Annotated in this window: 15 protein-coding genes and 2 pseudogenes; 5 read left to right on the top strand and 12 right to left on the bottom strand. The window is 62.2% G+C overall.

Features of this window, described 5'->3' with window-relative positions; genetic code table 11:
* Positions 1–58: 58 nt before the first annotated feature.
* From phoU to J8I34_RS25870, 9 genes and pseudogenes are all read right to left on the bottom strand, one after another.
* Positions 59–751, bottom strand: a complete 693-nt coding sequence (phoU, locus tag J8I34_RS25910) for a phosphate signaling complex protein PhoU (RefSeq protein WP_209775136.1) — start codon at positions 749–751, stop codon at positions 59–61.
* Positions 752–763: 12 nt separating this feature from the next.
* Complete coding sequence (gene pstB / locus J8I34_RS25905) at positions 764–1,609, bottom strand: phosphate ABC transporter ATP-binding protein PstB (RefSeq protein ID WP_209775134.1); 846 nt, start codon at positions 1,607–1,609, stop codon at positions 764–766.
* 8 nt (positions 1,610–1,617) lie between these two features.
* Positions 1,618–2,541: a phosphate ABC transporter permease PstA gene (gene pstA / locus J8I34_RS25900; protein WP_209775132.1), complete on the bottom strand. Its 924-nt coding sequence runs from the start codon at positions 2,539–2,541 to the stop codon at positions 1,618–1,620.
* A gap of 11 nt (positions 2,542–2,552) precedes the next feature.
* Entirely contained in the window at positions 2,553–3,506 is a 954-nt protein-coding gene (gene pstC / locus J8I34_RS25895; protein ID WP_209775131.1) for a phosphate ABC transporter permease subunit PstC, read from the bottom strand.
* A gap of 59 nt (positions 3,507–3,565) precedes the next feature.
* Positions 3,566–4,558 (bottom strand): PstS family phosphate ABC transporter substrate-binding protein, encoded by a 993-nt coding sequence (locus J8I34_RS25890; protein WP_209775128.1) that lies wholly within the window; start codon positions 4,556–4,558, stop codon positions 3,566–3,568.
* A 366-nt stretch (positions 4,559–4,924) separates the two neighbouring features.
* Positions 4,925–5,410 (bottom strand): annotated as a pseudogene (locus J8I34_RS25885) (thiolase family protein); the annotation flags it as partial.
* An 84-nt stretch (positions 5,411–5,494) separates the two neighbouring features.
* Positions 5,495–8,641 (bottom strand): efflux RND transporter permease subunit, encoded by a 3,147-nt coding sequence (locus J8I34_RS25880; protein WP_245176135.1) that lies wholly within the window; start codon positions 8,639–8,641, stop codon positions 5,495–5,497.
* Entirely contained in the window at positions 8,638–9,765 is a 1,128-nt protein-coding gene (locus J8I34_RS25875) for an efflux RND transporter periplasmic adaptor subunit (RefSeq protein ID WP_209775126.1), read from the bottom strand. The genes J8I34_RS25880 and J8I34_RS25875 overlap by 4 nt, the downstream gene beginning before the upstream one ends.
* A 124-nt stretch (positions 9,766–9,889) precedes the next feature.
* Complete coding sequence (locus J8I34_RS25870; RefSeq protein WP_209775124.1) at positions 9,890–10,507, bottom strand: TetR/AcrR family transcriptional regulator; 618 nt, start codon at positions 10,505–10,507, stop codon at positions 9,890–9,892.
* Between the two features lie 94 nt (positions 10,508–10,601).
* Here J8I34_RS25870 and J8I34_RS25865 point away from each other — a divergent pair, with 94 nt between their 5' ends.
* On the top strand, positions 10,602–12,047 hold the full coding sequence (locus tag J8I34_RS25865; RefSeq protein ID WP_209775121.1) for an efflux transporter outer membrane subunit: 1,446 nt from the start codon (positions 10,602–10,604) through the stop codon (positions 12,045–12,047).
* 138 nt (positions 12,048–12,185) lie between these two features.
* Here the strand turns inward: J8I34_RS25865 and J8I34_RS25860 are convergent, their stop codons facing one another.
* The 3 genes from J8I34_RS25860 to J8I34_RS25850 all read right to left on the bottom strand — a co-directional run bounded on the left by J8I34_RS25860 (position 12,186) and on the right by J8I34_RS25850 (position 16,827).
* A complete protein-coding gene (locus J8I34_RS25860; protein WP_209775119.1) occupies positions 12,186–13,619 on the bottom strand; it encodes an alpha-amylase family glycosyl hydrolase in 1,434 nt (477 codons plus the stop codon).
* A gap of 56 nt (positions 13,620–13,675) precedes the next feature.
* Positions 13,676–16,486, bottom strand: coding sequence for an MGH1-like glycoside hydrolase domain-containing protein (locus tag J8I34_RS25855; protein ID WP_209775116.1), 2,811 nt, complete (start codon positions 16,484–16,486; stop codon positions 13,676–13,678).
* A 113-nt stretch (positions 16,487–16,599) separates the two neighbouring features.
* Positions 16,600–16,827, bottom strand: a complete 228-nt coding sequence (locus tag J8I34_RS25850) for a hypothetical protein (protein WP_029049160.1) — start codon at positions 16,825–16,827, stop codon at positions 16,600–16,602.
* 816 nt (positions 16,828–17,643) lie between these two features.
* Between J8I34_RS25850 and glgA the strand changes: the two genes are divergently transcribed.
* From glgA to J8I34_RS25830, 4 genes and pseudogenes are all read left to right on the top strand, one after another.
* Positions 17,644–19,266: a glycogen synthase GlgA gene (gene glgA, locus J8I34_RS25845; RefSeq protein WP_245176134.1), complete on the top strand. Its 1,623-nt coding sequence runs from the start codon at positions 17,644–17,646 to the stop codon at positions 19,264–19,266.
* 273 nt (positions 19,267–19,539) lie between these two features.
* A complete protein-coding gene (locus J8I34_RS25840; protein WP_209775113.1) occupies positions 19,540–19,818 on the top strand; it encodes a DUF2188 domain-containing protein in 279 nt (92 codons plus the stop codon).
* Between the two features lie 225 nt (positions 19,819–20,043).
* Positions 20,044–20,403: a hypothetical protein gene (locus tag J8I34_RS25835; RefSeq protein WP_209775110.1), complete on the top strand. Its 360-nt coding sequence runs from the start codon at positions 20,044–20,046 to the stop codon at positions 20,401–20,403.
* 41 nt (positions 20,404–20,444) lie between these two features.
* Positions 20,445–20,898 (top strand): annotated as a pseudogene (locus J8I34_RS25830) (helix-turn-helix domain-containing protein); the annotation flags it as partial.
* Positions 20,899–20,920: the final 22 nt, after the last annotated feature.

Raw genomic sequence — 20,920 nt, 5'->3', positions numbered from 1 at the left:
TGGGCGAGTCGACAATGCCGAAGCGCCGCAAGCGTTGGGCGGATAGCGCCAAGACTGCTCATTGTTTGTTTGCCTCCTGCCCGATGTGCCGGACATCGGTGCCCTTGACGATGTAGATCGTGAATTCGGCGATGTTCGTGGCGTGGTCGCCGATGCGTTCGATCGCTTTGGCGATGAAGAGATAGTCGAGGGACACGGAGATCAGCTTTGGGTTCTCCATCATGTAGCTCATGAGCTTGCGCACGAAGCCGCGAAATTCTTCATCGAGGCCGCGATCCTCTTGCTCGATCGTTGCTGCGGCTGTTGCGTCGAGCCTGGCAAAGGCATCCAGGGCCTTGCTGAGCATTCCGACAGCGAGTGCAGCGCAGACGCGGAGCTCGGAAAAATCGATGGTCGAGCGCGGCACTTCGTTGAGGATGCGCTTCGAGCGCTTCGCAATGTGGTAAGCCTCGTCTCCCACGCGCTCCAGGTTCGTAATGGTCTTCGAGATTGCCATCAGCAGTCTCAGGTCGCGAGCCGTAGGCTGCCGCCGGGCGATGATGTCACTGCAATGCGCGTCAATTTCGACTTCCTCCCGGTTGACACGCGCCTCCGTCGCGATGACGTTCTGCGCAAGGCTCACATCGAAGGTCTCCAACGCACGGATTGCCGACTGAACTTGTGCCTCTACCAGCCCCCCCATCTGCATGACTTCCGTGAAAATATCGGTGAGGTCGGCATCGAACTGGCTGGACAAGTGCTTCTCGGTCATGGGGTTCCCCATTCAGCCGAAACGACCGGTGATGTAGTCTTCCGTTGCCTGCTGAGTCGGCTTGAGGAAGATCTGTTTGGTCTGGCCATGTTCAATCAGCTCGCCGAGGTACATATAGGCGGTGTAGTCGGAAACCCGCGCCGCTTGCTGCATGTTATGGGTCACGATAAGAATGGTGACGCGTGCCCGCAGCTGGCCGATGAGTTCTTCGATACTGCCCGTGGCAATGGGGTCCAGTGCCGAGGTGGGCTCATCGAACAGCAAGATCTCAGGATCGGTGGCCAGGCATCGTGCGATGCAAAGGCGTTGCTGCTGTCCGCCGGACAAGGTCATAGCCTGTGCCTGCAGACGGTCTTTGACCTCGTCCCAGAGTGCAGCATCCCGCAGGGCCCCCTCGACACGTTCATCGAGCATGGAGCGATTCTTCGCCCCCCGCAGGCGCAGCCCATAGGCGACATTTTCGTAGATCGTCTTGGGGAAGGGATTTGGCTTCTGGAAGACCATGCCGATGCGCATGCGCACTTCGATGGGGTCGACCCGGGGATCGAGGATGTTGGTGTTGTCGGGATAGAGCCGGATGTCCCCTTCGTACCGGTTGCCCGGGTAGAGGTCATGCATGCGGTTAAAGGAACGCAACAACGTCGATTTGCCGCAGCCGGAGGGGCCAATCAGGGCAGTGACACGCTTCTCGTGGATGGGCAGGTTGACATTCTTGAGCGCCTGGAAGGTTCCATAGTAGAAGCTGAAATTGATTGCAGCCGCCTTCACGGGAGTCGGCTCCAGGGCATGCACCTTCAGTTCTTGCGCGATGGCATTGCGTGCCGAAGCGGCATAAGGGGTCTGGTCTGACACGGACATTGTGTTGCCTACCACTTGATGTCCCTCCTCAGGCGATAGCGAATCCAGATGGCAAGTCCGTTCATCGAAAGTGTCATCAGGACCAGGATAAACCCGGCTGCAGCGGCGTTCTGCTGGAAAGCTTCCTCGGGGCGGGATGTCCAGTTGAACATCTGGATCGGCATCACGGTGAATCCTGACCAGAGCCAATCAAAATTGATCCAGGGGAATCCCGGCTCGAACGGCGACGGGGGCAGGAATGCGATAAAGGTGAGTGCGCCGATGGTAATGATGGGGGCAGTCTCTCCGATGGCGCGCGACATGCCAATGATGACGCCGGTCATGATGCCGGGCATGGAGTATGGAATGATGTGGTCGCGGGTTACCTGCCACCGGGTGGCACCCAGCCCGTACGCGCCTTCACGAATATGCTGCGGGATGGCGCGAATCGCCTCGCGCGTGGCCACAATAACGACCGGAAGGATGAGCAGTGCGAGCGTCAGGCCGGCGGAGAGGATGCTCTGGCCCAAGCCAAAGGCATAGACGAAGATCCCCAGTGCGAGCAGGCCATAGACGATGGAGGGCACGCCAGCCAGGTTAGTGACGTTGATCTCGATCACGTCGGTGATCAGGTTCCTGGGTGCGTATTCCTCCAGGTAAGTGCCGGCGGCAATCCCCAACGGAACGGCGGCAATAGCCGTCACCAGCATCACAAGCAAGGAGCCGACCCAGGCGGAAAGTATGCCGGCCTGCGAAGCCCGCCTCGACGGGAAGTTGGCAAAGAACTCCGGTGTGAGACGTTCCCAGCCCGTAAAGGCCATCTGGACGAAGAGCGCAACGAAAGTCAGGATGCCGACAAGCAGGGCGATAAAGCCGGCAATGGCGAAGAAGAGGTCCCAGCGCTTATTGGACTTGATGATGACGCGCATCGCCTCGAGTGGCGGCTCGTGCATGGACGTACCTTTCAATATGCCTCGCGATAGCGGCGGCGAATAATGTGTCCGAGAATGTTAAAGAGCAGCGTCATCAGCATCAGCGTCAACCCTGCTGCAAAGATAGATTGGTAGCCAATGGATCCGTGCGGGAGGTCGCCCAGCGCCACCTGCACGATGTAAGCGGAAATGGTCTGGGCGGGTTCCACGGGATTCATCGTGAAGTTTGGCTGCATGCCGGCGGCCACCGCAACGATCATGGTTTCCCCCACGGCACGGGAGATCCCCAGGATGTAGGCGGACAGGATTCCGGACAACGCTGCCGGCACGACGACCCGCACCGACGTCTGGAAGCGTGTGCCGCCCATGGCATAGGATCCTTCGCGCATGTTCATCGGCACCGCCCGCATTGCATCTTCGGCCAGCGAACTGACGTAGGGGATGATGGCGATGCCCATCACGAGCCCGGCGGAAAGCATATTGAATCCAGGCAGCGAAGGGATCAGCGCCTGCAGCATCGGCGTGACGACCGTGAGGGCAAAGTAGCCGTAAACGATGGTAGGAATGCCGCCAAGCAATTCAAGGAACGGCTTGATGACTTCCCGGAGCGAGGGATTGGCGAACTCCGAGAGGTAGATGGCAATCACGGTGCCGAGTGGGATGGCGACCGCCAGCGCGACCAGTGAAGTTGTCAATGTGCCCAGAAGTAGCGGCAGGATGCCGTAGCGGGGTTCCGCGAACAGCGGAGTCCACAGCGTATCGGTGAAGAATTGCCGGACGGGAATGTTGCCGAAGAAGTGCGCCGACTCGCTGACCAGGACCCACACGATGCCCAGGGTCGCAATAACGGAAACCGAGGCAGCAAGAAAGAGAATGCCCTCGATCACGCGTTCCTTCGTATTCCGGAAGGGCTTCCTGGCGAGCCGCTCGCTGACCACGTGCGGGGCGATAGCCGTGGGAGCGGTTGTGGTAGTGGATTCTGGCATGGCAGCCTTCACTAGAGCGTTCTGGCCTGGCGCGGACGGCGGCCCGTGCCAGACATCAGCTACAGCTTTGCTTCGCGAGCCAGCAGGGAATCGATGGTGACCGCCACGTCGGGTTCACCGCCAAACACGGTGCCAAGCTTCTTCTTCGCCAGGTGCTCCGCTGCAATCGTATAGGCCTTGGCGGGGAGGGGAACATACTTCACCTCGGAAGCCAGACGCGCCCCGTGCTGGAGGTAGTAGGCCACGAAGTCCTTGACCTCGGGCTTCTCGAGCGACTTCTCATTGACGTAGATGAAGATCGGTCGCGAAAGCGGATTGTATGAACCATCCAGGACGGCGCTGGCGCTCGGAGCCATGGCCTTGCCGCTCTTGTTGACGATGGGAACGGCCCTCAGTTTGCCCTTGTTCTCCTCATAATAGGCGTAGCCAAAATACCCGAGGCCGTTCACATCGCGCGAGACCCCCTGCACCAGGACATTGTCGTCTTCGGAGGCGGTGTAGTCGCCGCGCGAAGACTTGGCCTTGCCGACAATGGCTTCCGTGAAATAGTCAAAGGTACCCGAATCCGAGCCTGCCCCGAACAGCTTCATGGGTGCGTCCGGGAATGAAGGGTCTACTTGCTTCCAGGTCGTGATCTTGCCTTGTGCCGCCGGCTCCCACATCTTCTTGAGCTGCTCGACAGTCAGTTGCTTGACGAAGGTGTTCTTCGGGTTGACGACGACAGTCAGGGCGTCGAATGCGATAGGAAGTTCGTAGTATTTGACGCCCGTCTGCGCGCAGGCTTCCATTTCCTGCTTCAGGATAGGGCGTGAGGCGTTTGAGATATCGGTCTCGCCGCGGCAGAATTTCTTGAAGCCGCCGCCAGTGCCGGAGATACCCACTGTGACTTTGGTCGCCCCTTTTTTGGCCTTTTGGAAATCTTCCGCTACGGCCTCGGTGACCGGATAGACGGTACTGGAGCCGTCGATCTTGACAATGGCCTGGCCGTGCGCGGCCTGAGTGCCGATCGCCAACGCAGCTATCGCCAGTGCAGCTGGAGGAGCGAAGCGCATCTTGAACCCCCTCGTGTCGGTGGGTGGACAAAGCCAGAATAGAAATTGCAATTCTGCAAATCAGTTCTATGAAGGCATTGCGACAAAACGATGACAGTGAATTGACCGTGCACGACAAGTGCGTGAAACGGCCCTCGCTGCCTTGCGCGGATGACGTGAGCGCCTCAACAGCTTGAGCAAAAGTGAAACCCCGTTGCGGCGCTTGCGGCACTTGCGGCGCTTACAGCAATCGAGCGCGATGCATGCGCAAGCGAGTCTTGGCGCACACGTGGCAATGGCTGCCGCAGGTCAGGGGCTGAATCTGCCGTCGATCCGTTCCTGCCATGGAGCCCGCACCCGCGCCCCCGGGCAAGCGGGGCAGGCTCATGCGCCGCCGTCGACATTGATGATGTCGTGAGGCAAGCCCAGTTCCGCCGCCACGCCAGCGGCACCGCGGCAAAGGCTTCATTGATCTCAATGCGTTCGATATCGCCCAGCGCCCAGCCGGCGCGCTGCAGCGCCTGCCGCACCGCCGGGACGGGGCCAGGCCGAACATGCCCGACTCCACGGCACCGACCCCGTAGGCCACCAGCCGGCCCAGCGGCTCGAGGCCGGGCTTCGGCAAGCGAACGTTCCGCCACGATCATGGCCGCGGCGCCGCTATTGAGGCCGGGCGCATTGCCGGCGGTGATGGTGCCGTCCGGACGAAACGCCGGTTTCAGCCGGCCGAGCGCCCCCAGCGTGGTATCGGGGCCGGTTGGCTTCGTCGACCTCGAACAGGGTTGTGCCACCCTTCCCCTTGACCGCCACGCCGGCGATCTGGCCGGCAAACCGGCCGTTCGCGTTTGCCTGCGCAAGATTGCGCTGCGAACGCGGGATATCGGCAGGCCGTAACGGTGTTCCGGCCTGACCAGCGTGAAGGCCACGGCCGCGCCATGGCGGTCGCGGCCGCCCGCGTCATGTAGTCCTTGCGGGAGTGCCCGCGCCACCGTCGTCCATATCCGCGCGATGCTGCGTGACTGCAGGCTTGCCCGGATCCCTCTCGTTCGCATCGGCGGGCACCCTGATCCGGTACCAGATGGCATACATCGCTGGCAGGAACACCAGGGTCAGCACCGTGCCGGCAAGGGTGCCGCCGATCAGCGTGTAAGCCAGCGTTCCCCAGAACACCGATTGCGTCAGCGGAATGAAGGCCAGCACTGCCGCCAGCGCGGTCAGGAGTACCGGACGGGTACGTTGCACCGTCGCTTCGACGACCGCGTCGAACGGTACCATGCCCGCGCGCTTGTTCTCATGGATCTGCCCGATCAGGATCAATGTGTTGCGCATCAGGATGCCGGACAGCGCGATCAGTCCGACCAGGGCGTTGATCCCGAACGGCTGCCGGAACAGCAGCAAGGTCGGCACCACCCCGATCAGCCCCAGCGGGCTGGTGGCAAGCACCATGACCATGGCCGAGATCGAACGCACCTGCAGGATGATGATCAGCAAGGTCAGGGCCAGCATGATCGGGAACAGCGGCAGCAACGCCTTGGTGGCCTTGTCGGATTCCTCGATGGCGCCTGCCTGCTCGATCCGGTAGCCCGCCGGCAGCCTGGCCAGGATCGGCTGCAGCTGCTGCTGGATCGCCGCGGACACATCGGGGGGCTGCAGTCCCTCGGCGATATCGCCGCGTACCGTGATCGTCGGCGTACGGTCGCGGCGGCGCAGGATCGGATCTTCCATGCGCACATCGACGGTGCCTACCTGGGACAGCGGAATGCGCTGTCCTGCCGCCCCGGTCAAGGTGAAGCCGGAGATCTTCGCCGGGTCCAGGCGGATGTCTCCCGCGGCGCGCGCCAGCACCTGTACCGAGCGGATATCCTCGCGCACTTCGGTGACCGGCAGGCCGTTGAGCAGCAGTTGCAGTTGCTGCGCCACGCCGCTGGAAGTCAGCCCTACGGCCTGCAGGCGATCCTGCTGCAGTGTGAAGTGCAAGGCGGGCGCACGCGATCCCCAGTCGGTATTGACGGTCCGCATCAGCGGGCTGCTCTCCATCACGCGGCGAACGTCCGCCGCAATGGCGCGCAGTTTGTCCGGATCCGGCCCCGCGACGCGGAATGCCACCGGGAAGGGCGAGTAAGGGCCGAATACCAGCTGGCTGACGCGCACGCGGGCCTCCTGCGCCAGCCCATCGGCAATGGCCTGGCGCAGGCGGACCTTCAGCGCTTCGCGTTCGGCCTGGCTGTCGGTCCGCACCACGAGCTTCGCAAAGGAGGGATCCGGCAGTTCCGGCGACATGGCGAGATAGAAGCGGGGCGCGCCCTGGCCGATGTAGGCCGTCACGATCTTCGCCTCCGGCTGGCGGGCGAGCCAGGCTTCGACCTTGGCCGTGGCCGCGCTGGTCCGGCCAATCGCCGTGCCATAGGGCATCTGGACTTCGACCAGCACCTCGGGGCGATCGGAAGTCGGGAAGAACTGTTTCTTCACGATGTCCATGCCCAGCACCGACACCACGAAGCTGCCCACCACGACCGCGGCCACGATCCACTTGCGCCCGATGACGCGCCCCAGCAGGCGACGGAAGCGGTTGTAGTTCGGCGTGCCATAGATGGCATCGTGGCCGCCTGCGGCCTTGCCGATCTCGGGCAGCAGCTTGACGCCCAGGTAGGGCGTAAAGGCGACGGCGACGATCCAGGACACGACCAGGGCAATGCCCACGATCCAGAACATGTTGCTGGTGTATTCGCCGGCCGTTGAGCGCGCAAAGCCGTTGGGCATGAACCCCACCGCAGTGACCAGCGTGCCGGACAGCATCGGCGCGGCGGTGTGGCTCCAGGCATAGGCGGAGGCGGCGATGCGGCTGTAGCCTTCCTCCATCTTCACCACCATCATCTCGATCGCGATGATGGCGTCGTCCACCAGCAGGCCCAGCGCCAGGATCAGCGCGCCCAGGGTAATGCGGTCGAAATTCTTCCCTGTCGCCGCCATGACCACGAACACCGCGGCCAGCGTCAGCGGCACGGCGGCCGCCACGACGATGCCGACGCGCCAGCCCATGCTCACGAAGCACACCGCCAGCACCACCATCAGGGCGACGAAGAACTTGACCATGAACTCGTCGACCGATGCGCTGATGTTGACGGACTGGTCGGTCACCTTGGCCAGGCTCATGCCCAGCGGCAACGCTTCATTGATCGCCGACACTTCCGCATCCAGCGCCTTGCCGAGGTCCAGGCCGTTCCAGCCGTCGCGCATCACGACGCCCAGCAGCAGCGCGGGTTCGCCGTTGTTGCGGACGAGGAAGGTCGCCGGATCCTCGTAGCCGCGTTCCACCTTGGCGACATCCGAAAGCTTGAGGGTGCGGCCCTGCGCCACCACCGGCGTGTCGCGGATCTTCTGCAGCTTGTCGAAGGCGCCGTCGAGGCGAATGAAGACCTGCGGACCCGCGGTGTCGATCGACCCGGCGGGCGTGAGGGCGTTCTGGCTGTTCAGGGCCGCGAAGATGTCCTGCGGCGAGATGCCCAGCGTGGCCAGGCGATCATGGGAAAAGCTGACGAAGATGCGCTCGGACTGTTCCCCGATGATGTTCACCTTCTTCACGCCCGCGACGTGCAGCAGGCGCTGGCGCAATCCTTCGGCGTCGCGGACCAGCGCCCGCTGCGGCTCGCCCTTCGCCTTCAATGCGAACAGCGCGAAGGTCACGTCCGAATACTCGTCGTTGACGAGCGGGCCGATCACGCCGGCAGGCAGCGCCGCGGACTCATCCCGGATCTTCTTGCGCGCCTGGTAGAACTCTTCCTGGACCTCCGCTGGCGGGGTGCTGTCGAGCAGGGTGACGGTGGTGAACGCCAGGCCGGGGCGGGTGTAGGTCTCCGTGCGGTCGTACCAGCGCAGTTCCTGCATGCGCTTTTCCAGCCGTTCCGCCACCTGGTCCTGCATCTCCTGCGCCGTCGCGCCCGGCCAGGCCGTGATGACGGTCATGGTCTTCACCGTGAACGCGGGATCTTCCGCGCGACCCAGCTGGAAGAAGGCGATGACGCCTGCCACCGACACCAGGAGGATCAGGAACAGCGTGACGGATCGCTCGCGCACCGCGAGCGCAGAAAGGTTGAAACCACTCATTGCTGCGCTCCCTGGCCGGAAGCCTGCGCGGCTCCGCTCCCGATTGCCGCGATCCGCACCTGCTCGCCCTCGCGCAGCAGGTGGGCGCCCAGCGCGATGATCCGGTCGCCGGCGCGGAGGTCACCGGCGACACGCGCGGCATCGTCGTCCAGGCTGCGCACCTTGACCGGGCGCCAGCTGACGCGATTGGACTTTCCGTTGAGCACCCATACGCCCGGGCCTTTGCCCGGATCGAAGAGCGCGCCGATCGGTACCTGAAGGTCGGCTTGCGTCGAAGCGCGGCGGACTTCCGGAATCCGGAGGACAACGGTGGCGCCGAGCGGGGCCTCGGCCAGCGCGCCTTCGAGCACGTACCTCGCTTCGTAGGTGCGGGTCTGCCGGTCCGCCGCGTTGGAAAGCTGCCTGAGTTTTGCCGATACCGTCAGCGTGTCGTTGCCGTAAAGGGTCGCCTCGCCGACCGAGCCCACCGGCGGCAGAAGGGTTTCAGGGAGGTGGACCACGGCTTCGCGCCGCCCCGCATGCGCCACGCGCACCACCACCTGGCCGGCATTGACGACCTGCCCGGCATCGGCCAGCGTTTCCACGACAACGCCGTCGGCGTCAGCGACCAGGACTGCGTAGCCGGTGGCATTCCTTGCCACGTCCGCCTGGGCTTCCGCTGCCTTGAGCTGTGCCCTGGCCGATTCCGCCGCGGCCCTGATCTGGTCGTAGGCCGAGGCCGACACCGCGCCGGTCCCGACCAGGTCGCGATAGCGGGCTTCGTCATCCGCCGTTTGCCTGGCCCGGGCCCGCGCGGCAACGACCGTCTCCTGCTGCGCGTGCTCCGCCAGCTTCAGGTCGTTGGGGTCGATACGCATCAGCGGCTGGCCGCGCTTGACCGCCTGGCCCGTATCGACAAGCCGCTCCAGGACTTTGCCCGGGACACGAAAGCCCAGGTCGCCCTGGACCCGGGCGGCAACGGTTCCGGTGAAAGAGCGTGTGGCGGCGGCCGGGTCCTGGACGATTCCGACCCGGACCAGCGGGGGCTGGATGCGTGGATCGGCCGCCGGCGGCTCGCCGCAAGCGGCTAGTGCAAGTGGCAACACGCACGCGGCGGCGGATAAAGCGATTCGGCGCTGAAGCATAAGGTCCTCTCTACGCGAGATTGAACCTGAATTATTGGTCGTGTGACCATTTTAGTCAATGGTCACAAGCGAGCGCAGCAGCGCGGCGGCGCATACGCCGCCTGCAACGAAGCGCAGGTGCCTGTTACGGGGCCAGGCTGCGCAGTATCAGGCTGGAAAGCTGCGCGTGAGCCTCCGCGGCAACGTCGAGGTTGTGCTGCAGCAGCAATGGATCGATGTAGGGACGCATGACGAGGTAGATCCCGTTGGCGGTTTCGTCCAGCGGTGTCTTGCGCTCGAATTCACCCGATTTCCGGCCCTCCAGGATGGTCCTCATCACGAGATTCCGGATGTGGTCCTCATAGGCGAGAACCGGCTGCCACCGCTCCTGCGCGGCCGCCGCGGCAATCGCATAGAGCTTGCGGTCCTGGAAAAACAGGCGCACGCCGGCGTCGACCAGCGTCTTGAACAGCCGCCGCAAGCGTTCGGAAGCCGTCGGGACGACGGCAAGGGCATCGTCGACCTCATTGGTGATCGCGCCCAGGCAGTTTGCGCAGATCACTTCACCGATCGCCTGCTTGGAATCGAAGAACTTGTAGATGTACGCCTTGGAGAAGCCGATCGCCTTGGCGAGGTCGGAAACCGTGGTCTTCTCGTAGCCGTAGAGGCTGAAGTGCTCGGTGGCCGCCTCGACGATCTGGGAGCGGACATTGTGGTCTGCGGGGCCCCGGGATGGCGGGGCAGAGGGTGTGGTTTCGGTCATTCGGCCAGCTTACCGTGGTAGATGGTCATTGACAACCAGTGACCAATTTATACTATAGTCACTACTCCGATCGCTTAAGTCACCGCACACTCCAATGCTTTTCCCTCGCTATCTGACCCTGCTGCTGAGTGCCTGCGCCATGGCGGGCTGCGCCGTCGGCCCTGATTACAGAAAACCGGACGTTCCGGTTTCGGAACGCTACCTGGGCCAGTCCGGCATTGAACAACGGTACGCGCCGCCGCCGGCCGAGTTGGCAACCTGGTGGGAAGGTTTCGGCGATCCCATGCTGACCCGCCTGGTGTCGCTGGCGCTGGAACAGAACCTGGACCTGGCGCAGGCGTCGGCGCGCGTCACCCAGGCACGCGCGGGGCTTGGCGCGGCCAACGCGGCCTTGCTGCCTTCGGGCAGCGCCAGCGCGCAGGCGGGCAGGAGCTACCAGTCGATCGAGACGCCGCTTGGCAGGCTGCAGAATGCCACGCCGGGCTTTGACAGATATGGCAATACCTACGAGGCTAACCTCGGCGCCGGCTGGGAGCTGGACGTCTTCGGCGGACTGCGCCGCGGGCGGGAAGCCGCGCTGGCGGAATACCAGGCCTCGGCAGCGGGCGCGGCCGCGACGCGTCTCGCCGTGGCCGCGCAAACGGCCGACCTGTACATCACCGTGCGTGGATTGCAGACCCGTCTGGGCATCGCCAGGCGGCAAATGGAGACGCAGCAGAAATTGCTCTCCACGGTTGGCCTGCTGTTCGGCAAGGGCCTTGCCGCCGAGCTGGAGGTCCGTCAGGCCGAGGGCGCGCTGGCCCAGGTCAGCGCCACCATCCCGGTGCTGGAGACAGGGCTCGATGCAGCGTTGAACGCGCTCGACGTGATGCTTGGTGTTCCGCCGGGCACGTATCGCGCCGAACTGGGCGGTCCAGGAACGATACCTGCGGCACCGCAGCTGGCCGGTACGGGTTCGCCGGCGGACCTGCTGCGACGCAGGCCGGACCTCATCGTCGCGGAGCGCCGGCTGGCGGCAGCCAACGCACGCATCGGTGTCGCCATTGCCGAGTACTACCCCAAGTTCTCGATCAGCGCCCTGTTGGGCAGCGCCACGACCGTGGCCGGCGGCAACCTGTTTTCCGCCGGGGCGAGCCAGGCGGCGGGCGTGCTGGGCCTGCGCTGGCGCCTGTTCGATTTCGGCCGCATCAATGCCCAGATCGACCTGGCCCGCGGCCAGGAGGCGGAAGCCCTGGCGGCATACCGGCAGGCCGTGCTGCGCGCGACCGAAGATGTCGAAAATGCCTTTTCCGCGCTGATCAAGCGTGAAGAGCAGGCCGGTACGCTGGCACAGGGTGAAGCCTCGCTGACGCAGGCGCGTAACGCCTCGCTCGCGGCCTACCAGAAAGGTGTGGTCCGCCTGATCGAGGTGCTGCTTGCCGACGAGAGCCTGCTGCGCACGTCCGATGCCAGAGCGCAGGCCCAGACGGAATCCGCCCGCGCCGCCGTGGCCGCGTTTAAGGCGCTGGGCAGCGGCTGGCAGCCGGCAACGGCCCTATAAGGCAATAATGCGGCTTGCTTTCCGGCAATCCGGCTGCTGGACTCAAAAATCGCACAGTTGAACGTACGGAGCTTTGGGGATTTACAGAGCTCGTGGCTATGACGGCCGATATATCGAGACCCGTGCGGCCAACGGTCCCTAGTCAATCATCCCTTGAACGTCAAAAACATGATAGCCCCAGGGGGGCATGTCGAGGAACAGACCACGGGCGTGCAGGTCATCGCCTGGTCGGTCGTAGACAGCAGGACCGAGCCGGTCCTGGAGTCGTATGGTCCGCCCTGCCAATTCCGTGAAGGGAATTCGCATGAAACATTGGCTTTGCTGGGGTGAGTAGTTTACGGCCACGAAGATCCACTCATGAGAAGCACGTACCCAGGCGAACGCAATGAAGTTGTCGGACGTTTTGTTGTCGACCCAGGCGGGAATGCATTCCAGCAAGGACCAGTTCCCGTCGCGAAGGAGCGGTTGGCGCAATACAGCAAGCAGCCGGGTATAGAACTGCGCGAGCGTTCCGTCCACCGCTTCATCCGGGGCGCGGACCAGGTGCGGCGAGATACGTGCTCGCCGGCCCTCGAACTGTCCTTGGTGGAAAAACCGCAAGCCCGGCGTGAGGAAGGTCAGCACGGCGGCAGCTTCATGAACTTCGGATGCAAAGGTTGATGCCGCGCGCGGTTCATCGTGATTCTCCAGGAAGCGCACCAACTTGTCCTGATAGGCGAGCTCAGCGTGCAGGTGCTCTCGCACGGGGCGGGCGTGCTGCTCGTGCAAGCGGTCGTACAAGCGCTTGTCATACGTGTAGTCGAAGCCCTGTTGCTGCAGCGTCCATTCCAGATCCCAATACACTTCAGCCATGAACAGGAAGCCGGGATGCTGGCGCCGCACCGCCTCCGTCGCCTTTGGCCAGAACGGGTCGGGCCGGATGCCCCAGGTGCGCTCAAATACCTCTGGCAAGATAAGCATGGCCATGTCGCAGCGCACACCGTCGCACTGGTCGGCAATGCGCTCCAGTTCGCCAATCATCGCTTGCTGCAATTGCGGATTACCGTAGTTGAGCTGCAGCGTGTCGGGCCAGCCGTCGAAGTATGGGTCTCTGCCGTAGGCGAGCAACATCGGTCCGCTCCTCGTTTCCACGCGGCAATAATTGCGTGGCGAACGCACCAGAGCCTCCTCGCTGCAATGGACGAAGTAGTCGGGGTGCTCGTCCACCCATGTGTGATCCGGGGCCATGTGGTTCGGCACAAAATCGAGCATCAGGCGCAGCCCGCGCTTTCTCGCGCGTGCGCGCAGGCGCGCTAACGCTTCGTCGCCACCGAGGTCGCGGTGCACGGTGTAACGTTTGATCGCAAAGCCGGAACCAGCGATATCTGCCTCGCGCAGATCGGGCAGCGTTTGCTCGAACTCCCGACCCCACGCCGCATTGCTGCGCGAGATGCGCTGCGCGGCAGGCCCCGTCTGCCAAACGCTTAGCAGCCAGAGCCAGTCGAAACCCAGCTCTGCCAGATGGTCCAGTTCGGTGTCGGGGATATCATCCAGCGTGGCCGCATGGCCGAGCGATTGCGACAGCTCGGTCATACGGACTCGGGTGTTGAGCTGGTATAACGCCGGGTAGCGAGGTGTCAGCACAGCTGTCAACCAGTCCAGGTGGCCTTCTCGGGAGAGACCGGGTTGCCCGGAGTCGCAGACTCCGGGCCGTCGTGTGTGCCTCTAAGCGCGCGCAAGGCAGCGACCTGCGCGCCCGGCGTGAGCAACATGTCCTTCGACAGTATGGAATTCCCTTGGATGATGCGCGCGACGCAGCCCGTCCAGCCGGTCTGGTGGCTCGCGCCGAGTCCCACGCCGGTGTCCCCGTGGAAATATTCGTAGAACAGCAGCAGATCGCGCCAGTGGGGGTCGTCGCGGAACTTGTTTGCTGCGCCGTATACGGGCCTGCGGCCGTCTTCGTTGCGCAGGAAGATCCGACTTAAGCGCTCGCCTAATTCATGCGCTACTTCGAGCAATGTCATCATCCGCCCGGTCCCTGTTGGGCACTCAACTTTAAAGTTCTCGCCGAAGTAGGCATACAGGCGTATCAGCGATGTATAGATCAGGTAGTTGATGGGCATCCACACGGGCCCGCGCCAGTTGGAATTGCCGCCGAACATCCCGGTGTCGGAATCGCCGGGCACGTAGGCCACACGATACTCTTGGCCTGCATGGCGGAAGACGTAAGGGTGATCGAGGTGAAAGCGCGACAGCGCGCGAATGCCATGCGGGCCGAAGAACTCGTCTTCATCCAGCATGCGCGTCAGAATCCGGCGCAGCTTCTGCTCGTCAACGATCGCCAGCATGCGACGGTTGGATACCCCGGGCTGTTGCGGCAGATGCATGCTGGCGGCGAGCTCCGGGTGGCGCCCCAGGAACAGCTTGGCACGCTCCCGGAACGTCGGTAGCCTGGCGAGGATGTCTTCCTCGAACACGGCCACCGCCGCTAGCGGCAGCAGCCCTACGATGGAGCGCACCTTGAGGCGCGTGGCATTGCCGTCAGGGAAACGCAACACATCATAGAAAAAGCCATCCTCGTCATCCCACATTTCGTCGTTCCGCTCGCCGACGCTGTCCAGCGCGCCGGCAATGAACACGGTGTGCTGGAAGAATTTCTCTACGAACTCCTCGTAGAGCGGCTCCTGCAGCGCAAGCTCGACGGCGATACGCAGCATCTGCTGGCTGAAGAACACCATCCAGGCAGTACCGTCAGCCTGATCCAGGTAACCGCCCGTTGGCAGTGGCGACGAGCGGTCGAACACGCCAATATTGTCGAGCCCGAGAAAGCCTCCCTCGAAGACATTGGCCCCCGTCCGGTCCTTGCGGTTGACCCACCAAGTGAAGTTGATGAGCAGCTTGGAGAAGGCGTACTTGAGGAACTCGACATCGCCTCTTCCACCGTGACGCTCCTTGTCAAGGACGTAGAGCTGCATCGTAGCCCAGGCATGCACGGGGGGATTGACATCGCCGAAGTTCCATTCGTAAGCGGGAAGCTGGCCATTCGGATGCAGGTAGTCGTTGCGAAGCATCAGGTCGAGCTGTTGCTTGGCGAAGTCGGGATCGACCATGCTTAGTGGAATCATGTGAAACGCCAAGTCCCATGCGGCGTACCAGGGATACTCCCATTTGTCCGGCATCGAGATGATGTCATCGTTGAACATGTGCGCCCATTCGCTGTTGCGTACCCGCCTTCGCTCCAATTTCGGCAATCGGCCACCCGCGCCGTGCTCGTCGAGCCAGATACCGAGGTCATAGTAGAAGTACTGCTTAGTCCAGAGCATGCCGGCCAGCGCCTGGCGCATGACGTTCGCTCGATCTGGGTCGCCACGAATGGCGGAAGGTGTGATCGACGCGTAAAAGGCATCGGCCTCCTCCAGCCGGGTGGCAAATACCGCATCGAAGTCATTGAAGGGTGCGAATGCCGAGCCCGGTGCCCGGGTCGTCAAGCGCAACCGCACGACTTGTGACTCACCGCCGCCGATGTTGAGGTGATAGTGGGACGCCGCCTTGGTTCCCTGCTGCGCCGGATTCACCGCCGCGGCGTCGCCGTGCACGATGAAGTCGTGGATACCGTCCTTAGCATAGGGCGACGCGTTGCTTGTGCCGAACAGCCGGGCGTTGTTAGTCTCATTCTCGGTGAAGAGCAGCGGCACGTCCGAGTCGCAGTAGAGGTAATACTCGCCCAGCGATTCCTGAATTAAAGGGTCGCTGTGACGAGCGCGGACCGTCGCTTTCCCGGAGGAATCGACGCGCTCGACGATTGGCTTCGAACCGCCTCGAGGCTGCGACCAAGTATTGCGGAACCACAGGGTCGGCAACACGTGAAGCGGCGCTGCATCTGGACCGCGGTTGAAGATGCTGATTCTGACAAGCACGTCTTGAGGCGTCCCCTTCGCGTACTCGACAAAGACGTCAAAATACCGGTTGCCGTCAAACACGCCGGTGTCCAGTAACTCGTACTCGGCTTCATGCTTGGTGCGGCGGCGGTTGGTCTCGACGAGATCCGTGTATGGATAGGCGGCCTGTGGATACTTGTACAAATACTTCATGTACGAGTGCGTCGGCGTGGAATCGAGATAAAAGTAATACTCCTTCACGTCCTCGCCATGATTGCCCTCGCTGTTGCCCAGTCCGAAGGCGCGCTCCTTGAGAATCGGATCGCACCCATTCCATAGCGCTAGCGCGAAGCACAATACCTGATGATCGTCGCTAATACCGCCGAGGCCATCCTCACCCCACCGGTAGGCGCGTGAGCGGGCCTGGTCATGGGTGAAATAGTTCCAGGCGTCGCCGTTGTCACTGTAGTCTTCGCGCACCGTCCCCCATTGCCTCTCGCTGAGGTAGGGGCCCCACAATTTCCATGCTGCGCGGCCCGCGTGCGCTTCATCGAGCCGGTGTTTCTCTGTTTCATTGCTCATGACGCAATCCTTCTCTAGCCGGCGAGGCCGGGCAAACTGGACCGGAATGGGGCCAGTGTGAACACGATATACGCGCAATCCAATCAAGCGTCAGTCAGCTTTCGCCAAATCTGCTAGATGCTTACTGGTACACAGGAGACATTCTTCAGAATATGGTTAAGCTGGTTCCCGGTCTTGATCACACCCCTGGAAATGAAGAAGGCGAGCAGAGAAGCGACCGCAGTCGCCCGGTGTCGAGGGAGGTACCAGATCTCTGCGCTTGGGATGGTCACGGCCGCAAACAGGGCCGCGGAGCCGCCGACAAGGCCTGCGCCGACAATGACAATCTTCGGTTGCCGCATGGCAAGCCTCCTTTCGAGCCTGTCTTCAGGTGCGCTTGAACCTATTGAAGTGCGCAGGGATCTCACTCTCTTGCTCCATATCAAATAATATTTCGAGCTGTTCCGTGACGAGTCGAGAGAGCCTCTTTTCGCAGGCCTTTGCAATAAAGTGAAGCACCGCGGGAAGATCGATGCCGTCGTGCCAGTAGGCAATGCTCGTACGGCAGCATTGGGCGGGGTCGTCCGCGCCCAGCGAGTTCCGGTTTTCCAGTGAGCTTCATTTTTGAAGCCGGGACCGGAGGCAGCCTCAGCGCCCTGAAGCCTTTAAGAAATTCCTCGTTCCTTTTCGGCGTTCACAGCTACTTCATTCGTTTAAAGCGATGTCTAAGGCGTTAACTGAAAGGACGAGCGTCTTGACGGCCTCCGATCTTCCCCAAGAGGTCGCAAAGTGCGATCAGATGCCAACGTCTGGCAGTTCGTGTTGTCCCGCACAATATATAGCTGAGCCTGATCCTCCGACACCTTTGGCGGCGACGAAACGATGCGATCGGAAGCGGAGCGCGCGGCCGAGCTTTGATCATATGTTGATACCCACCTTGCTGCGGGAATGACGGAGGCGGAAGCGCGACCAATCAAAGGTAGTCTCCCATAGAACCAACCACTATATTTCTGCAAGACAGTCGGGTGTGGCCTGCCCGAGGGCGTGCGCCACGCTTGCGTCTAACGCGCTCGATTCGCGCAGCCTGCGGGCCGGAGACCACGCTTACAGTTGGGCTTGACAGCCGAGCAATTCCTCGCCGCTCACAGCGCAAAGAACCGACCATGTGGGGAGCCAGTATGAACGGGATGGACGATGCCGCGCTTGGATCCGCACCATGCGTTGGTGACGAAAACACCTTGCAGGTGTTATTGGTGGCGTCGGAGATCGTTCCGCTGGCCAAGACAGGCGGCCTGGCGGACGTCTGCGGGGCGCTTCCCACGGCCCTTGCCCGGCTTGGGATCGATGTGCGCCTGATGATGCCCGCCTACCCTGAAGCCCTGGCGCGCCTTGTTGCGCCGCGACAGGTTGCCGATCTTGGAGAATTGCTGCCGGGAGCTTTCGTACGCCTGATCGCAGGTTCGATGCCGGATTCCCGCTTGCCGATATGGCTGGTCGACTGCCCGGCGCTATATGACCGGCCTGGGACGCCATATCAGGACGCGAGCGGCTGTGAATGGGAGGACAATGCGCAGCGCTTTGGCGTCCTCTGTCATGCCGCCGCGCGGGTGGCGCTAGGACATGCCGTGCCCGGATGGCGCGCAGACGTCGTCCATGCGCATGACTGGCATACCGGGCTGGTGCCACTGCTGGTGGCGCTGAGCGGCCAGCCGCGCCCGCGCACGATATTCACTATCCATAACGCCGCGTTCCAGGGCAACTTCCCACTCGGTCTGGCCGAGCAGCTTGGTTTGCCTCAAGACACATTGACTCCTGATGGAATCGAATTCTACGGCCAGCTCTCGTTCCTAAAGGCCGGTGTGCGCTATGCGGACAAGGTGACCACCGTTAGTCCGACATACGCGAAAGAAATCTGCACTCCCGAATTCGGTTTTGGCATGGATGGGGTGTTCCGGGCCCGAAGTGCTGACCTCGTCGGCATTCTCAATGGTATCGATGTGCAGCACTGGGATCCCTGCACCGATCCGCATCTGTCGCGTAATTACTCGTGCAATGACTTGCGCGGCAAGGAGTCATGCAAAGCGGATGAGCAACGGCGCCTCAGCCTGAATGTCGACACTTCCGCGCCGCTGGCGATCTTTATTAGCCGCTTGACCTGGCAAAAGATGGCCGACGTACTCCTTGAACGGTTGCCGGACATGTTGACGCGCCACCCGCGCCTGCAATTTGCGCTACACGGGCGCGGCGAAAGTAAGCTGGAAGCCGGCTTTTCCCGCATGGCTGCCTGCTTTCCCGGGCGTGCATCGGTGCAGATTGGCTATGAGGAGGCACGGGCGCATAGACTCCATGCTGCCGGCGACATTCTTCTGCACGGGTCTCGCTTCGAGCCATGTGGCCTGACTCAGATGTACGCCATGCGTTATGGCACGGTTCCGGTCGTTCGGCGGGTCGGTGGACTGGCGGACAGTGTACGCGATGCAGGTATCCATGATCGGCGCGCTCCTGATGCGACCGGCTTCGTGTTTGACGACGCCACTGGCGAAGCCATGGAGTCCGCGCTGACTCGCTGCCTCTCGCTGTACGAGAGGCGGCCCAAGCGCTGGTCAGAACTCCGGAAGCACGCCATGTCGGGAGACTTTGGCTGGACGCGTTCGGCTGCAAGTTACGCGCGTATCTACCTTGAACTGGCGGGTAAACGTATTTCCCTGCCTGGCAGGCGTATGCCGGTGTGCGCGGGAGCTTCCACGGATCACGAGCCAACCGCTGCTAGCGGAGCCGGGCGGCAGCAAGCGATCTTATAGTAGTGGGGGCTTCACATGTATGTCTTCCCGGCGGAAGTTTCTGAAACCGCTGTCTGCGCTCGTACAGTGGTCCTCGCTGCGCTCGAAATAGAACTTGCACTGCGCATGTACTTGATGCCACGCAGCGGGGGAGGTACCCAGTACGGACCCTTGATCCACGGCAAATAGCCATAGCGATTCAACTCCTATTGTGGAAACACGGTGTGCAGTTGCTTTCCACATCTGAGGCCGCGAGTTTGATCGAATTATGGTCGTCACTTTGCGAGGGTAACCATGTCATCAACCCTGAATATTCTTGTGATGCCAGCGCACCTTGGCTGGACTGTCTGGGCTGAGGACAGGGCAGATGTGTACAGGTTTTTGGGTTCACTCAATGAAGCCATAGAAACAGCTATTGATATCGCAAAGCTGGAGAAGGCCGAACTAGCCGTCTACGGACTCGATGGCAGGATTCGGATGCGACGTTCCTTCATTGAACGAACATCGGAAGCGCCTTCGTTTTCGCAGACCCGAGGCGAGAACGTCGAGGAAGCCTCCGATAGACCAAATTAAACCGGCGTGTGGACACCAAGCTTTGGCAACCGCCGTTGGTCGGTCACCGACTCTTGTGCCGGCGCGCGAGGCGGCGAATGAGAAGCGAGAAGTTCGTGACTTGAATTGCAGATCCAATCTCAGATCACTGGATAGCGCCAACTCGGCAGATCAGCCAAGGGTAGTCGGTCCGCCAGACTCAGGGCGTGCGCAGGCGCAGCGCGACCTCAATTTGTGAGACTCATCATGCTCAAGAAGTCCATTCCATCCCTGATCATTGCCGCGTTGACAGCAGTCGGCATGACACAGTTGAGCCATGCGCAGAAGAACTACACGGAGGGGGCCGATCTGTACGGAGGAAGCCATGCCGCCAAGAAGCTGTCCCCCGATGCCGACGCAGCCAAGGCCAGCAAGTTTGATTCCTACACCGACGGTGCGAAGCAGTCGACCGGATCCCACCTGAACGCTTCCAATAAGCCTTTCGATCCGTACTCCGAAGGGGCGAAGGCCGGCAGAAACGACCCTTACACAGACGGCGCAAAGACCGGCAAGTTCGATCCATATGCCGATGGCGCGATGGCGCCGGCTGCTGGCAAGTCCCGTTAGGACCGTCAATCCTGGGGCAAGACGGTGAAGCAGGGCGAACGGCTGTACCGGCCGGCTCGTTCAAGACCGTGGTGTCTCCGGAACGGAGCAAGGAGACCATCTCGGGCTTCTACATGGCCGGAGACTCCACCGGCATGGACGGCGTCTGCCAGGAAGCCCATAACTGCGATGCGATTGCCCTGGAGGGTAGCGTGGTCTGCGTGATCCCGTTCCACCTGCTCGAGGCGCTTTGTCGCGAAGTCAAGCCTCTGCAACATGTCCGCCGAGCAGCGTGTGGCGGCATTCCTGTTGAACGTCTCGGCACGCTACCGGGAGCGCGGCTATTCGGCCACGTCCTTTGTACTGCGGATGACGCACGAGGACATCGGCAGCTTTCTCGGCGTGACGCTGGAAACAGTGAGCCGGACATTGTCTAAATTCCAGCAGGAAGGACTGCTCACGGTGCAGGGCAAGTCCATCGAGCTGATCAACCTGGACGCCCTGGATGCTCGCTAGCGGCGTCATACCCGGTGAGGCA

Origin of the sequence: Cupriavidus phytohabitans (assembly GCF_017815025.1) — a bacterium.
GTDB lineage: Bacteria > Pseudomonadota > Gammaproteobacteria > Burkholderiales > Burkholderiaceae > Cupriavidus.
Note: the sequence above shows the minus strand (reverse complement) of the source record. Positions and strands in the feature narration are given on the sequence as shown.

Excerpts from the sequence above, each read along its gene's own strand:
- phoU (WP_209775136.1), bottom strand. The coding sequence starts at position 751 with ATGACCGAGAAGCACTTGTCCAGCCAGTTCGATGCCGACCTCACCGAT.
- pstB (WP_209775134.1), bottom strand. The coding sequence starts at position 1,609 with ATGTCCGTGTCAGACCAGACCCCTTATGCCGCTTCGGCACGCAATGCC.
- pstA (WP_209775132.1), bottom strand. The coding sequence starts at position 2,541 with ATGCACGAGCCGCCACTCGAGGCGATGCGCGTCATCATCAAGTCCAAT.
- pstC (WP_209775131.1), bottom strand. The coding sequence starts at position 3,506 with ATGCCAGAATCCACTACCACAACCGCTCCCACGGCTATCGCCCCGCAC.
- J8I34_RS25890 (WP_209775128.1), bottom strand. The coding sequence starts at position 4,558 with ATGCGCTTCGCTCCTCCAGCTGCACTGGCGATAGCTGCGTTGGCGATC.
- J8I34_RS25880 (WP_245176135.1), bottom strand. The coding sequence starts at position 8,641 with ATGAGTGGTTTCAACCTTTCTGCGCTCGCGGTGCGCGAGCGATCCGTC.
- J8I34_RS25875 (WP_209775126.1), bottom strand. The coding sequence starts at position 9,765 with ATGCTTCAGCGCCGAATCGCTTTATCCGCCGCCGCGTGCGTGTTGCCA.
- J8I34_RS25870 (WP_209775124.1), bottom strand. The coding sequence starts at position 10,507 with ATGACCGAAACCACACCCTCTGCCCCGCCATCCCGGGGCCCCGCAGAC.
- J8I34_RS25865 (WP_209775121.1), top strand. The coding sequence starts at position 10,602 with ATGCTTTTCCCTCGCTATCTGACCCTGCTGCTGAGTGCCTGCGCCATG.
- J8I34_RS25860 (WP_209775119.1), bottom strand. The coding sequence starts at position 13,619 with ATGACCGAGCTGTCGCAATCGCTCGGCCATGCGGCCACGCTGGATGAT.
- J8I34_RS25855 (WP_209775116.1), bottom strand. The coding sequence starts at position 16,486 with ATGAGCAATGAAACAGAGAAACACCGGCTCGATGAAGCGCACGCGGGC.
- J8I34_RS25850 (WP_029049160.1), bottom strand. The coding sequence starts at position 16,827 with ATGCGGCAACCGAAGATTGTCATTGTCGGCGCAGGCCTTGTCGGCGGC.
- glgA (WP_245176134.1), top strand. The coding sequence starts at position 17,644 with ATGAACGGGATGGACGATGCCGCGCTTGGATCCGCACCATGCGTTGGT.
- J8I34_RS25840 (WP_209775113.1), top strand. The coding sequence starts at position 19,540 with ATGTCATCAACCCTGAATATTCTTGTGATGCCAGCGCACCTTGGCTGG.
- J8I34_RS25835 (WP_209775110.1), top strand. The coding sequence starts at position 20,044 with ATGCTCAAGAAGTCCATTCCATCCCTGATCATTGCCGCGTTGACAGCA.